General features: G+C 73.7%; 13 protein-coding genes. 7 read left to right on the forward strand and 6 right to left on the reverse strand.

All coding sequences use genetic code 11. From position 1 onward, the window contains the following. Positions 1–141 precede the first annotated feature (141 nt). Both JD77_RS05925 and JD77_RS05930 read right to left on the reverse strand, forming a co-directional pair. Complete coding sequence (locus tag JD77_RS05925; protein ID WP_211372499.1) at positions 142–1,215, reverse strand: alpha/beta hydrolase; 1,074 nt, start codon at positions 1,213–1,215, stop codon at positions 142–144. A gap of 72 nt (positions 1,216–1,287) precedes the next feature. Further along, positions 1,288–1,701, reverse strand: a complete 414-nt coding sequence (locus tag JD77_RS05930; protein ID WP_145773383.1) for an FHA domain-containing protein — start codon at positions 1,699–1,701, stop codon at positions 1,288–1,290. 214 nt (positions 1,702–1,915) lie between these two features. Here JD77_RS05930 and JD77_RS05935 point away from each other — a divergent pair, with 214 nt between their 5' ends. Continuing rightward, positions 1,916–3,418 (forward strand): aldehyde dehydrogenase family protein, encoded by a 1,503-nt coding sequence (locus tag JD77_RS05935; protein WP_145773384.1) that lies wholly within the window; start codon positions 1,916–1,918, stop codon positions 3,416–3,418. Positions 3,419–3,493: 75 nt separating this feature from the next. Here JD77_RS05935 and nucS read toward each other — a convergent pair whose 3' ends face one another. Continuing rightward, positions 3,494–4,153, reverse strand: coding sequence for an endonuclease NucS (gene nucS / locus JD77_RS05940; RefSeq protein WP_145773385.1), 660 nt, complete (start codon positions 4,151–4,153; stop codon positions 3,494–3,496). 71 nt (positions 4,154–4,224) lie between these two features. On the opposite strand from nucS, the gene JD77_RS05945 reads away from it, so the two are divergent. Continuing rightward, positions 4,225–4,842, forward strand: a complete 618-nt coding sequence (locus tag JD77_RS05945) for a DUF4126 domain-containing protein (RefSeq protein WP_145773386.1) — start codon at positions 4,225–4,227, stop codon at positions 4,840–4,842. A 66-nt stretch (positions 4,843–4,908) separates the two neighbouring features. Here the strand turns inward: JD77_RS05945 and JD77_RS05950 are convergent, their stop codons facing one another. Continuing rightward, complete coding sequence (locus JD77_RS05950) at positions 4,909–5,505, reverse strand: hypothetical protein (RefSeq protein ID WP_145773387.1); 597 nt, start codon at positions 5,503–5,505, stop codon at positions 4,909–4,911. Positions 5,506–6,122: 617 nt separating this feature from the next. Here JD77_RS05950 and JD77_RS05955 point away from each other — a divergent pair. Continuing rightward, the gene (locus tag JD77_RS05955) at positions 6,123–7,073 is read left to right on the forward strand and encodes a polysaccharide deacetylase family protein (protein WP_246140542.1); all 951 of its coding nucleotides are present in this window, start codon (positions 6,123–6,125) and stop codon (positions 7,071–7,073) included. A gap of 46 nt (positions 7,074–7,119) precedes the next feature. Then, on the forward strand, positions 7,120–7,416 hold the full coding sequence (locus tag JD77_RS05960) for a DUF1540 domain-containing protein (protein ID WP_145773388.1): 297 nt from the start codon (positions 7,120–7,122) through the stop codon (positions 7,414–7,416). 9 nt (positions 7,417–7,425) lie between these two features. On the opposite strand, the gene JD77_RS05965 is transcribed toward JD77_RS05960, so the two are convergent. After that, positions 7,426–9,432 carry a protein meaA gene (locus JD77_RS05965; RefSeq protein WP_145773389.1) on the reverse strand — a complete coding sequence of 669 codons (2,007 nt, stop codon included), beginning with the start codon at positions 9,430–9,432 and terminating at the stop codon, positions 7,426–7,428. A 151-nt stretch (positions 9,433–9,583) separates the two neighbouring features. Here JD77_RS05965 and JD77_RS05970 point away from each other — a divergent pair, with 151 nt between their 5' ends. The 3 genes from JD77_RS05970 to JD77_RS05980 are packed head-to-tail and all read left to right on the forward strand — an operon-like array spanning position 9,584 to position 12,143. Beyond that, positions 9,584–10,432: an ABC transporter ATP-binding protein gene (locus tag JD77_RS05970; protein ID WP_145773390.1), complete on the forward strand. Its 849-nt coding sequence runs from the start codon at positions 9,584–9,586 to the stop codon at positions 10,430–10,432. After that, positions 10,429–11,271: an ABC transporter permease gene (locus JD77_RS05975; protein ID WP_145773391.1), complete on the forward strand. Its 843-nt coding sequence runs from the start codon at positions 10,429–10,431 to the stop codon at positions 11,269–11,271. Before JD77_RS05970 ends, JD77_RS05975 begins: the two co-directional genes overlap by 4 nt. Before the next feature lie 56 nt (positions 11,272–11,327). Next, a complete protein-coding gene (locus tag JD77_RS05980) occupies positions 11,328–12,143 on the forward strand; it encodes an alpha/beta hydrolase (protein WP_145773392.1) in 816 nt (271 codons plus the stop codon). Between the two features lie 45 nt (positions 12,144–12,188). On the opposite strand, the gene JD77_RS05985 is transcribed toward JD77_RS05980, so the two are convergent. Continuing rightward, positions 12,189–13,037, reverse strand: coding sequence for a 3-hydroxyacyl-CoA dehydrogenase family protein (locus JD77_RS05985; protein ID WP_145773393.1), 849 nt, complete (start codon positions 13,035–13,037; stop codon positions 12,189–12,191). Positions 13,038–13,186 lie beyond the last annotated feature (149 nt).

Here is a 13,186-nt window from a genome sequence, read left to right on the forward strand (position 1 = left end):
CCAAACGTCCGCGGGGCCGCGATGAACGGCCACTAAGGTTATGCGCGCGAGTCTGCCACGTGGCGCTCGGTTGTCGAGACGCGGTGGGCCATTTCGCGGCCCGTGCCGCCCGGCTGCCCGGTCGGTGCCGCCGGGCCCGGCTCAGGCCGCCGCGGGCACCCCGGTCAGGGCCAGCAGCTCCGCGACGAACTCCGCCGGCCGCTCCAGGTGCGGGCTGTGCCCGCAGCCGGGGAACACCACCTCCCGGTACGTCCCGCCGGCCGCCGCGTACCGGTCGAGCACCGCCCGGGTCTGGCCGACCATCGGCTGCGGCGGGCAGTCGGCCGCCCCCGGCCAGCCCGGCACCGCCCCGAGCGAGCCCAGGTACGCCAGGTCGAACAGCGAGGTGTCCGAGACGATCACGTCGGCGTCCCCGCGTACCCAGGTGACCGGGGGCTTGCCGGCGCCGGCGACCAGCTCGTCGGCGATCCGGAAGTGGGTCGGGGCGAGCGCGTTCAGCACGCCCCGGTCACCCGGCGCGGTGCCCGGCCAGTGCGGCGATCCGGCGGCCGTGCCGGGGTAGTTGTCGCTCCCGGTCGCCGTGGACAGGACGCTGTCCAGCAGCAGCTCCTCGTCCTCGCGGAGCGACGCGGGGTCGGCCACGTACGCCGTCCGCAGCACGTTGCGCGGGCTCGTCGGGCCGTCCGTGCCCCGGTCACCGGCGGCGAGCCGGGCGACGAAATCCGCGTTCGCGGTGCCGGCGCCGGTGCCCGCGAAGTCGGGGGTGGTCGGCGTGCCGTCCAGGTCGCGGGTGCCGCCGAAGCCGTACGGGGAGACGGGCGCCGCCAGCAGCAGGCCGGCCACCCGGTCGGGGCGGTCGACCAGCAGCCGCATCGCCACTCCCCCGCCGAGCGAGTGCCCCACCACGACGGGTCGCGCCCCGGCCGCGAACAGCCCGGGCTCATCGAGCAGCGCGGCGACGTCGTCGGCGAAGTCCCGCAGCCCCCGCGTCGCGTCCACCGGGGCGGTCTCCGTGTCGCCGTACCCGCGCAGGTCCGGGGCGACGACCCGGAGGGTGGGCGGCAGCCGGCGCACCAGCGGCTCCCAGAACGCCGACGACGAGCAGTTGCCGTGGACGAGCAGCACAGGCACCCCGTCCGGCGGTCCGGCGACCCGAAGCCGCTGGACGATCCCGTTCGCCGTGCGGGTGTGCTGTGCCGTCTCCATCCGCGGCATCGTGCCACGCCCCGTTCGCCCGCTCCATGTGGCCGCCCCACTGCCCACCCGGCTCCCGAGTGTGGGCGGGCCTCAGTTGCGGGCGGGCAGCGGCAGCGGCAGCGGCAGGGTGGGGCGCGGGTCCCGGCGGCGACCGCCGAGCCGCAGCCCCACCGGGTCGGTGTGGGCCAGCCCGGGGTCGAAGAAGCGCAGCTCGGTGCGGCCCACCCGGATCACGTCCCCGTCGGCCAACCGCTCCGGGCCGTCGATCCGGCGGTCGTTGAGCCAGGTGCCGTTGGTCGAGCCGAGGTCCACGAGCGCCACCCCCTCGGCGGTGAGCAGCACGCTCGCGTGCCGCCGGCTCAGGTGCGGGTCGTCGACTCCGATGTCCGCGCTCGGCCCACGGCCGATCACCTGCGGTTGCCGGCTGAGCCGGAAGCTCGCGCCCCGCATCGGCCCGCCCGCCACCGTCAGCAGCGGCATCAATTCCGGAAGAAGCTCCTCCATGGACGGTACGCCTCCAGCCACCAGGGTCCGGGCGTCAGACTGCCATCACACCGTAGCGGCCCGTACCACCGCAGGGTCACCCCAGTGACGCCGGCCGGACAGCTCACATTGGCCGATTCGGCACCCGCCGTCCCGTTCCGCCGACGGCCGCCGGCCCCGCGGACCGCCGCCGGCAGTCCTACCGACGGGTAGCTTCCGGGTCTAGACTTCCGTCATGACGGCTGCGCATGTCCCGGGTAGCCCGGTCATCGAGGACGGCCGACTGGTGTCGACCAGCCCGGCCACCGGGGTGGAGGCGGGGCGGCTGCCGGTCGCGGCCCCGGCCGACGTCGAGCGGACCGTCGAGCGCGCCCGCGAGGCGGGGCGATGGTGGGCCGGCCTCGGCTTCACCGCCCGCCGGGAACGGCTGCTGCGCTGGCGGAGCCTGCTCGCCGGGCGGATCGAGGAGCTGGCCGAGCTGGTGCACACCGAGGGCGGCAAGCCGGTCGCCGACGCCGTCGTCGAGATCCTCACCGCGATCGAGCACGTCGACTGGGCCGCCCGCAACGCCCGGCGCGTGCTCGGGCCGCGCCGCGTCCGCTCCCGGCTCATCGTGGTCGAGTTCTCGGCCCACCTCGAATACCAGCCGTACGGGGTGGTGGGCGTCATCGGCCCCTGGAACTACCCCGTCCACACCCCCCTCGGCTCCGCCGCGTACGCCCTCGCCGCCGGCAACGCCGTCGTGTTCAAGCCCAGCGAGTACACCCCCGCGGTCGGGCAGTGGCTGGTGGACACCTTCACCGAGGTGGTGCCGGAGCAGCCCGTGTTCACCACGGTGCACGGCCTCGGCGACGTCGGGGCGGCGCTGTGCCGCTCCGGGGTCGACAAGCTCGCCTTCACCGGCTCGACGGCCACGGCCAAGAAGGTGATGGCCGCCTGCGCCGAGTCGCTGACGCCGGTGCTCGTGGAGGCGGGCGGCAAGGACGCGATGATCGTCGACAGCGACGCCGACCTGGACGCCGCCGCCGAGGCGTGCGTCTGGGGCGGGCTCACCAACGCCGGCCAGACCTGCATCGGCATCGAGCGGGTGTACGCGGTCGAGCCGGTCTTCGACGCGTTCGTCGCCAAGGTGGTGGAGCGGGCCGGGCGGCTGACGGTGGGCGCCGAGGGGGCCGACATCGGGCCCATCACCATGCCCCGCCAGCTGGACGTGATCCGCCGGCACATCGACGACGCGCTGGCCCGGGGCGGCCGCGCCGTGCTCGGCGGCGCCGACGCCGTACGGCCCCCGTACGTGCATCCGACCGTGCTCGTGGACGTGCCGGAGGACGCGGACGCCGTGCGGCAGGAGACCTTCGGGCCGACGCTGACCGTCAACCGGGTCCGCGACGCCGACGAGGCGGTCACCCGGGCCAACGCCCTCCCGTACGGCCTGGGGGGTTCGGTCTTCGGCCGACGGCGGGCGGTGGCCGTCGCGCGGCGGCTGCGCGCCGGGATGGTCGCGGTGAACTCGGCCCTGACCTTCGCCGGGATGTCCACCCTGCCGTTCGGCGGCGTCGGCGAGTCCGGCTTCGGCCGGATCCACGGCGAGGACGGCCTGCGCGAGTTCGGCCGCGCCAAGGCCGTCACCCGCCGCCGCGGCCCCTCGCTGCTGCCGGCGGCGACGTTCGAGCGCACCCCGGCCGACGTCGCCCGCCTGGTCAGGGCCACCAAGCTCCTGTACGGCCGCCGCCGCTGACCTGCGGCCGGCGCGACTGACCGCCGCCCGGCGACCCGCGACCGGCGCGGCACCCGCCGGCCCGGGCCGGTCGGATCAGAACAGGGTCAGCTCGTCGCGCTCGATGCCGCGCAGCTTGTCGTAGTCGACCACCACGCACCGGATGCCCCGGTCGGTGGCCAGCACCCGGGCCTGCGGCTTGATCTCCTGGGCGGCGAACACGCCGGCCACCGGCGCGAGCAGCGGATCCCGGTTCAGCAGTTCGAGGTAGCGGGTCAACTGTTCCACGCCGTCGATCTCGCCGCGCCGCTTCACCTCGACCGCGACCGTGCCCTGTTCGGCGTCCCGGCAGAGCAGGTCCACCGGCCCGATCGCCGTCATGTACTCCCGGCGGATCAGCGTGAACCCGTCGCCGAGCGCGGTCGGGTTGGCGGCCAGCAGCTCCTGCAGGTGGGCCTCCACGCCGTCCTTGCGCAGGCCCGGGTCGACGCCCAGGTCGTACGAGGTGTCCTGGAAGATCTCCTCCAGGGTGATCCGCAGCTCCTCGCCGGCCTTGTTCACGACCCGCCAGACCCCGGGGGCCTCCTTTAGCCGGCAGGGCGGGCTCATCCAGTTCAACGGCTTGTACGCCCGGTCGTCGGCGTGGATCGACACCGACCCGTCCGCCTTCACCATCAGCAACCGGGTGGCCATCGGCAGGTGTGCCGAGAGCCGTCCGACGTAGTCCACCGAGCACTTCGCAATCACCAGCCGCACCCGACGAGGGTAACGGAGACCCCGGCCCGCGCCGGCGAGCGGCACTGGCGTGCCGGTGCGATGCTGAGACGGTGTTCGAAGTGCTCACGGGTACGGGCCTCGCCGCCTCGGCGGGCCTGAACGCCTACATTCCCCTGCTCACCATGGGGCTGCTGGCCCGCTACACCGACCTGATCGAGCTGCCCAGCGGCTGGCAGTGGCTCGGCAACGGCTGGGTCGTCGTGATCCTCGCGGTGCTGCTCGCCGTCGAGGTCGTCGCCGACAAGGTCCCCGTGGTCGACCACGTCAACGACGTCGTGCAGACCGTGGTCCGGCCCACCGCCGGCGGACTCGCCTTCGGTGCCGGCTCCAGCTCCGAGACCGTCACCGTCACCGACCCCGGCCACTTCTTCTCGTCCAGCCAGTGGGTGCCGGTGGTGAGCGGCGTCCTGATCGCCCTCGGCGTCCACACGCTCAAGGCCGCGGCCCGCCCGGTCATCAACGCGACCACGGCCGGCGTCGGCGCCCCGGTGGCCAGCACCGCCGAGGACGCCACCAGCATCGTGATGTCCCTGGTCGCGATCATCCTGCCGGTGCTCGTGCTGGCGTTCCTGGTCGGCCTGTTCCTGTTCCTCCTCTGGTTCCTGCGCCGCCGCAAGGACCGCCGCCGCGAGCGCCGGGCAGCGCGGGCGGCGGGCTTCCGCGTCTGACCTTCTCCGGGTACGCCGCTGGCCGGGTCCCCGGTTCGGGGACCCGGCCAGCGGATCGTGCTTCTGTCAGCTGTTCCAGTGCTGGGCGACCAGGTCGGCGGCCTGCTGCTCCCACTGGGCGTACGCGTCCGGGTAGGCCGACACCTGCACCGTCTGCGCGGCCTGGGTCAGGGGCATGTCCTGCCACCCGTCGACCTGCCGCAGGCCCTTCAGGAACGCGGTCGTCGAGTACTCGGGGTCGGTGATCTGCTCCGGGGTGCCCCAACCCGAGGACGGGCGCTGCTGGAACAGGCCCAGCGAGTCGTGGTCGTTGGCGTCACCCAGGTGGCCGAGGTTCTCCAGCTTCGACTCCTGCAGGCTGGTGGCGATCGAGATCACCGCCGCCCGCTCCGGCAGACCGGCCTTCTTCGTCGCCGCGATGATCGCCTTCGCGTTCGCGATCTGCTCGTCGTTCAGGGCGATACGCGACTGCTGGCCCTGCACACCGTGCGGGATCAGCTTGGTGTTGTCGGGCTTGTCGGCCTGCACCACGGCAACCGGCTTCGCCTCGACCGGCGAGGCGGTGGTGGTGCTCGTGGCGTGCAGCGGACCAGCGGCCAGCCCACCGGCGAAGGCCAGACCAGCAATACCGAGAACGCTCTTACGCAGCAGCATCGTGTTCATGATCAAAGCTCCATTCGGGGGTCGACGCACACCAAAGGGGACGGCGTGCGCAAGCACCGCCAGGCGCTCGAAGGGGGGAAAGTCTCTGCCCGGTGCGACCGCGGGGCCGGGGGGTGCCTCGTCGCGGCGGGGCCTCGACACGGCGGGGGGCCTCGACACGGCGGGGGCCTCGACACGGCGGGGGCCTCGACACGGCGGGGGCCTCGACACGGCGGGGGGCCTCGTCGCGGGCGGGGGGCCTCGTCGCGGTGCCGGGAACCATGTCCAACGACCGGCGGCCCACCATCATTCCCGGCCCGGCCACCCCGCCTCCCTGAGAGCGGGCGGCCTTCCTCGGTCGTGCGTCAGGTGTAACGACCCCACCCCGCCGACGATTCCGCCCCCACGATGCCGCCGGTCACACCCCGGCGCCCCGCCGGATCGGACATTCGACGCAGAATGGCGCCCGCCGGGCGTTGATCGACTCCGTGTCGCCGACATGGTGGCTTCTGGATCGCTCGGATACCCCCATGTCTCCGCCATGGTGTCGATCACGACACCTGGCGGCGTACCGGACGATGGGGTCAGGGCCGGGACCCCGACCGGAACGAGGGACGGAGACCGAGCAGAATCGCCACGTGAACCGCACTCGCGTCCTCCCCCTCGTCGCGATCCTGACCGCCCTGGCCGGCGTGCTCGCCCTACTCGCCCTACCGACGCCCGCAGCGGAGCGCGGCCCGGCGGCGATCGTCTGGATGCCGGCGGACGCGGCGACGCCTACCCCCGAGGCGGCCCGGCCGACGCCGACATCCGGGGCGGCCCGGCCGACGGCGACGGCCGAGGCGGACGCGGCGACGGCGACGCCCGAGGCGAGGCCCGGTAGCTCCGATCCCCGACACCGGCCGCCGGTGGTCGACCACGGTCCCCGCACCGGCAACAGGGTGGCGCTCACCTTCGACGCCGACATGACCGACGCGATGCGCTACCAGCTGCGCAGCGGCGCGGTCCGGTCGTACGCGAACGCGGCGATCGTGGACCTCTTGGAACGGCAGCAGGTGCCCGCCACCTTCTTCCTGACCGGGAAGTGGGTCGAGGAGTACCCCGAGATGACCCGCCGCCTGGCCGCGAACCCGCGCTTCGAGCTGGCCAACCACACCTACGGGCATCTCGCCTTCACGCCGGACTGCTACGGCCTCCCGACGATCTCCCGCCAACGGATGGCGGCGGACGTGGCACGCACGTTCGACGTCATCGCCCCGTACGGCGGCCGGCAGACCCGCTACTTCCGCTTCCCGGGGCTGTGCCACGACCAGGTCGCGCTCACCGCGTTGGCACCGCTGGGCGTGACGGTGGTGGACGGCGACGTGGTCAGCGGGGACCCGTTCGCGAAGTCGTGGCGGCCGATCGTGGCCGCGGTGCTGTCCCGGGTACGCCCGGGCTCGGTCGTCGTCCTGCACGTCACCGAGGCGAACGCGCCGATGACCGACGAGGCGCTGCCGCACATCCTGGCCGGGCTCGCCGAGCGCGGCCTCACGCCGGCCCCGCTGTCCGAGGTACTCGACCCGGACCAGGAGCAGCCAATCCGGTAAAAATACTAGTATCGGGAGAAAGCCGGCTAAGGAGCAGGAGGCCGCCATGACCGCGTCGACGGAGAGGCCCCGCGTCCGGGAGTGCGTCGTGGCGGCCTGCGCCTACAACCGGCGCGGCGACTGCCACGCCTTCGCCATCACCATCGGCAGCAGCGACCACGCCCACTGCCACACCTTCACCACCCTTCCGAAGCCCGGCGGCGTGGACACGCTGATCGCCCAGGTCGGCGCCTGCCAGCGGGAGGACTGCCGGCACAACTCGCGCCTGGAGTGCCACGCCCCGGGCATCCGGGTCGGGCCGGACAACGACCTGGCGGACTGCATGACGTACGACCGCCGCTGACCCGAGGGCTCAGCCCAGGGCGTTGGCCTCCCGGATCACGGTCACGAGGTCGCCGATGATGTCGGTGAGGGCGAAGTCCTTGGGCGTGAACACCCGGGCGACCCCGGCCGCCCGCAGCGCTTCGGCGTCGCCCCGCGGGATGATGCCGCCGACCACCACGGGCAGGTCCCCCCGGCCGGCGGCGCGCAGGCCGTCCAGCACCGCCGGCACGGCGGCCAGGTGCGAGCCGGAGAGCACCGACAACCCGACCAGGTCGACGTCCTCCTCGACCGCGGCGGCCACGATCTCCCCGGCGGTCAGCCGGATGCCCTGGTAGACGACCTCGAAGCCGGCGTCGCGGGCGCGTACCGCGATCTGCTCGGCGCCGTTGGAGTGCCCGTCCAGGCCGGGCTTGCCGACCAGCAGCCGCAGCCGCCCGGTGCCCAGCTCGCGGGCGGTGGCGACGACGCGCTCCCGCACGGCGGCCAGTCCCGCGCCGCCGCCTGCCCCGGCCGCGCCGGCCAGCCCGGTCGGCCCCCGGTACTCCCCGAAGACCTGGCGCAGCGCGCCGGCCCACTCGCCGGTGGTCACCCCGGCCCGCACGCACTCCAGCGTCGCCGGCATCAGGTTGGCCGACGACGCGGCGTCCGCCCGCAGCCGGTCGAGCGCCGCCGCGACCGCCGCGCCGTCCCGCCCGGCCCGCCACTCGCGTACGGCGGCCACGGCCGCCGCCTCCCCCGCCGGGTCGACCTGCTCGATCGCCTCGGCGCCGGCGGCGGTCAGCGGGGACGGCTCGGTCTCGGTGAACCGGTTGACGCCGACCACCACGTCCGTGCCGGCCTCCATCCGGCGGCGGCGGTCGGCCAGCGAGGCGACCAGCGCGCTCTTGAGGTACCCGGACTCGACGGCGGCCACCACGCCGCCCATCTCCAGCACCTTCTCCAGCTCCACCCGCGCCCCGGCGACGATCCCGTCGACCAGCGCGGTCATCACGTGCGAGCCGTCGAACAGGTCCGGGTACTCCAGCAGGTCCGACTCGTACGCCAGCACCTGCTGCATCCGCAGCGACCACTGCTGGTCCCACGGACGGGGCAGCCCGAGCGCCTCGTTCCAGGCGGGCAGCTGCACGGCCCGGGCCCGGGCGTCGCGGGACAGCGTCACGCCGAGCATCTCCAGCACGATCCGCTGGACGTTGTTCTCCGGCTGGGCCTCGGTCAGCCCGAGCGAGTTGACCTGCACGCCGTACCGGAAGCGACGCTGCTTCGGGTCGGACACGCCGTACCGCTCGCGGGTGATCTCGTCCCAGAGCGCGCCGAACGCGCGCATCTTGGCGATCTCCTCGACGAAGCGCACCCCGGCGTTCACGAAGAACGAGATCCGGGCGACCACGTCGCCCATCCGCTCGGCCGGCACCTGGCCGGAGTCGCGGACGGCGTCCAGCACGGCGACGGCGGTGGCGAGGGCGAAGCCGACCTCCTGCACCGGCGTCGCGCCCGCCTCCTGCAGGTGGTACGAGCAGATGTTCACCGGGTTCCAGCGCGGCAGCTCCCGCAGCGCGTACGCGACGACGTCCGCGGTCAGCCGCAGCGACGCGGCCGGCGGGAAGATGTACGTCCCCCGGGACAGGTACTCCTTGATGATGTCGTTCTGCGTGGTGCCCGCGCAGCGGGCCAGCTCGACGCCCTGCTCCGTCGCCACCGTGCCGTAGAGGGCGAGCAGCCACATCGCCGGCGCGTTGATCGTCATCGAGGTGTTCATGTCGGCGAGCGGGATGCCGTCGAAGAGGGCACGCATGTCGCCGAGGTGGGCCACGGGCACCCCGACCCGGCCGACCTCACCGGCGGCCAGCTCGTGGTCCGGGTCGTACCCGGTCTGGGTGGGCAGGTCGAAGGCCACCGACAGCCCGGTCTGCCCCTTGGCGAGGTTGCGCCGGTAGAGCGCGTTGCTCGCGGCGGCCGAGGAGTGCCCGGCGTAGGTGCGCATCACCCAGGGGCGGTCCCGCTCGGGCAGCCGGCCGGGGAGAGCGTTCTCGTCCATGGCGGGAGTCTAGGTTACCGACCAGTAAAAGAGGCTGTGGAAAACCACACAGGTCCATGTCGGGGACGAGGGGGCACAGACGGCCCGACATGGGCCGGACCGCCACACCCCGGGCGCCGCCGGATAGCCCCGGGGTCGCACACTGGACGGCATGGATGACCAGCTCGCGATCTCCGTACGGGGACTGCGCAAGGCGTACGGCGACAACGTCGCGGTGGCGGGCCTGGACCTCGCCGTCTCCCGTGGCGAGGTGTTCGCCCTGCTCGGCCCGAACGGCGCGGGCAAGACCACGACCGTGGAGATCCTGGAGGGCTACCGGCAGCGCGACGCGGGCGAGGTGTCCGTGCTGGGCAGCGACCCCGCCAGCCCCGACCCGCGCTGGCGGTCGCGGGTCGGCATCGTGCTGCAGGGCACCGGCGAGTTCGACGAGCTGACCGTCGCCGAGGTGGTCCGGCACTTCGCCGGCTTCTATCCGGGCGCCGACGACCCGGACAAGGTGATCGAACGCGTCGGCCTGGGCGCCAAGGCCCGGGCGCGCACCCACACGCTCTCCGGCGGGCAGAAGCGCCGCCTGGACGTGGCGCTCGGCATCATCGGCCGGCCCGAGCTGCTCTTCCTCGACGAGCCGACCACCGGCTTCGACCCGGAGGCCCGGCGCGAGTTCTGGGAGCTGATCCGAGACCTCGCCGCCGCCGGCACCACCATCGTGCTCACCACCCACTACCTGGACGAGGCCGAGGCGCTGGCCGACCGGGTCGGGGTGATCGCCAGCGGCCGGCTGGTGGAGGTGGCCCCGCCCGACCTCCTCGGCAACCGCCAGGAGGCCCTGGCGACGGTCTCCTGGCGTACGCCGGAGGGGGCCGTCGAGAGCGCGGAGAGCGCGACGCCGACGGCGCTGGTCGCCGAGCTGGCCGCGCGCCACGGCGGCGAGGTGCCCGGCCTCACCGTGACCCGGCCGACCCTGGAAGACGTCTACCTCAAGATGATCGGACACCGATGACGACCACCACGAAGCCGGCGGCCCCGGTCGCCGCCGCCCCGGCGCGTCGGCTGGGGCCGGCCGCGCTCGCCCTGCGCCAGGGCCGCCTGGAGATCACCCAGTTCCTGCGCAGCCGGGAATCCGTCGTCTTCACGCTGGGCTTCCCGATCATCATGATCCTGATCTTCGCCTCGATCTTCAACGGCGAGCTCGGCGGCGGGGTGAAATTCACCCAGTACTTCGTCACCGGCATGATCGCGAGCGGCCTGATGACGGTGAGCTTCCAGAACCTCGGCATCTGGATCCCGATCGAGCGGGACCGGGGGGTGCTCAAGCGCTACCGGGGCACGCCGATGCCGAAGTGGGTGTGGTTCGCCGGCAAGGTGATCATGGTGGTGGCGGTCGGGGTGCTCGAGATCGCCCTGCTGCTCGCCGTCTCCGTCGCCCTGTTCGACCTGAGACTGCCGAGCGCGAGCGGCTGGCTCACCTTCGGCTGGGTCTCCGTCCTCGGGGTCACCGCCTGCACGCTGTGCGGCATCGCCATCTCCTCGTTGGCCCGTACGGCGCGCAGCGGTTCGGCCGTGGTCACCCCGGTCGCCCTGGTGCTCCAGTTCATCTCCGGCGTCTTCTTCGTCTTCACCGAGCTGCCGTCCTGGATGCAGCAGGTGGCGGCGCTGTTCCCGCTCAAGTGGATGTGCCAGGGCCTCCGGTCGGTCTTCCTCCCGGAGAGCTTCGGCGCCCGGGAGGCGGCCGGCGGGTTCGAGCTGGGCCGGGTGGCCCTCGTCCTCGCCCTCTGGTGCGTGATCGGCCTCGTCCTCTGCCTGACCACCTTCCGCTGGACCACCAGGCGCGACGGCTGAGGGCGGCGCCCCGCGGCGGGGCGGCCCGGAGGGGCCGAGGCTGCCAGACTGGGCCGGTGGTGCTTCGACTGACCCGGCGACGACTGCTGCTGGCCGGGGCCGGCACGGCCACCCTGGCCGTGGGGGCGGGCTGGACGGCCCGGGAGCTGACCCGGCCCCGCCCCGGGCCCGCGCCCGCGTTGCCGGACGCTCCGGCCGGCGACGAGCGGCTGGTCCAGCGGGCGTCCGCCACGCGGGGCCGTTCCGTCGACTTCTGGACGGCCGTGCCCGCGGGCCACAGCGACGGACGGGGCCTGCCGGTCTGCCTGGTGCTGCACGGCGCGTCCTCGACCCCGCGCGACTTCGCCCGGTTCGGGCTGGCCCGGTTCCTCACCGACGCCGTACGCCGGGGCGCCCCGCCGTTCGCGCTCGCCGGCGCGACCGGCGGCCGGCTGTCGTGGCGCCGCTCGGGCTCGGACGACCCGCAGCGGATGGTGCGCGAGGAACTGCCGGCGTGGTGCGCCGAGCGCGGGTTCGACACCAGCCGGATCGCCGCCTGGGGCTGGTCGATGGGGGGCTTCGGGTCGCTGCTGCTCGCCGAGACGTACCCCGGCTGGCTGCGCGCGGTGGCCGCCTTCTCCCCCGCCGTACGGCCCGGGGACGCCGTCTTCGCGGGCGCCCAGCGGCTGCGCGGGACCCCGGTGGGGCTCTGGTGCGGCCGGCAGGACGGCCTGCTACCCGAGGTACGGGCGCTCGCCCGCGCGCTGCCCGAGCCGCCGGCCCTGGCCGAGTACGCCGACGGCCGGCACAACTTCGTCTACTGGGGCACGGTGGTCCCCACCGCCTTCCCGTTCCTGGCCGGCGCGCTCACCCCACCCCGCCCGGGCCGCTGACCCTGTCCCCGCCGGCACCCGGCGGGGACAGGTGAGCCCAGCGGTTCAGTAGGTGTAGAAACCCCTGCCGGTCTTGCGGCCCAGGTCGCCGGCCGTGACCATGCGCTGGAGCAGCTCCGGCGGGAAGAACTTCTCGTCGGCGGTGTCGGTGTAGATGTTCTTCGAGGCGTGCAGCAGCACGTCCACGCCGGTCAGGTCGCAGGTGGCCAGCGGGCCCATGGCGTGGCCGAAGCCGAGCCGGCAGGCGGTGTCCAAATCCTCGGCCGACACCACGCCCGACTCGACCAGCTTCACCGCCTCCACGACCAGCGCGGCGATCAGCCGGGTGGTGACGAAGCCGGCGATGTCCCGGTTCACCACCACGACCGTCTTGCCCACGCCCTCGGCGAACGCCTTCGCGGTGGCCAGCGTCTCGTCGCTGGTCTTGTAGCCGCGCACCAGCTCGCAGAGCTTCATCATCGGCACGGGCGAGAAGAAGTGGGTGCCGACGACCGACTCGGGGCGCTCGGTCACCGCGGCGATCTGGGTGACCGGAATGGCGGAGGTGTTGGTGGCCAGCACCGCGTCGGCCTTGCAGATCTTGTTTAGCGCGCGGAACACCTCGTGCTTGACGTCCAGCCGCTCGAAGACCGCCTCGACGACGATGTCGGCGTCGGCGGCGGCCTCCAGGTCGGTGGTCGGGGTGATCCGGCCCAGCGTCGCCTCGACCTCGGAGCGGTCGATCGTGCCCTTCTCGGCGAACTTCTCCAGCGACTTCCGGATGCCGGCCAGCCCCCGCCCGGTGGCCGCGTCGTCCAGGTCCCGCAGCGTCACCTGCCAGCCCGCCTGCGCCGCCACCTGGGCGATGCCCGAGCCCATCGGCCCGGCCCCGACGACCGCGAGTCGACCCGCCATCTGCTCTCTCCCTCGCCTGAATTCGAGTGTCTGTCAGCACCCTAGTCGGCAAGACTGAACGAAGGTTAAGTCGGCCACGGCGTCCACCGGTGTTGGCGGCGTTGGGGCCCAAACATCACGCGTGACCCCGGGACCCGTCGGGGTCGGCC

It is taken from the genome of Micromonospora olivasterospora (assembly GCF_007830265.1).
GTDB classification, from domain to species: Bacteria; Actinomycetota; Actinomycetes; order Mycobacteriales; family Micromonosporaceae; genus Micromonospora; species Micromonospora olivasterospora.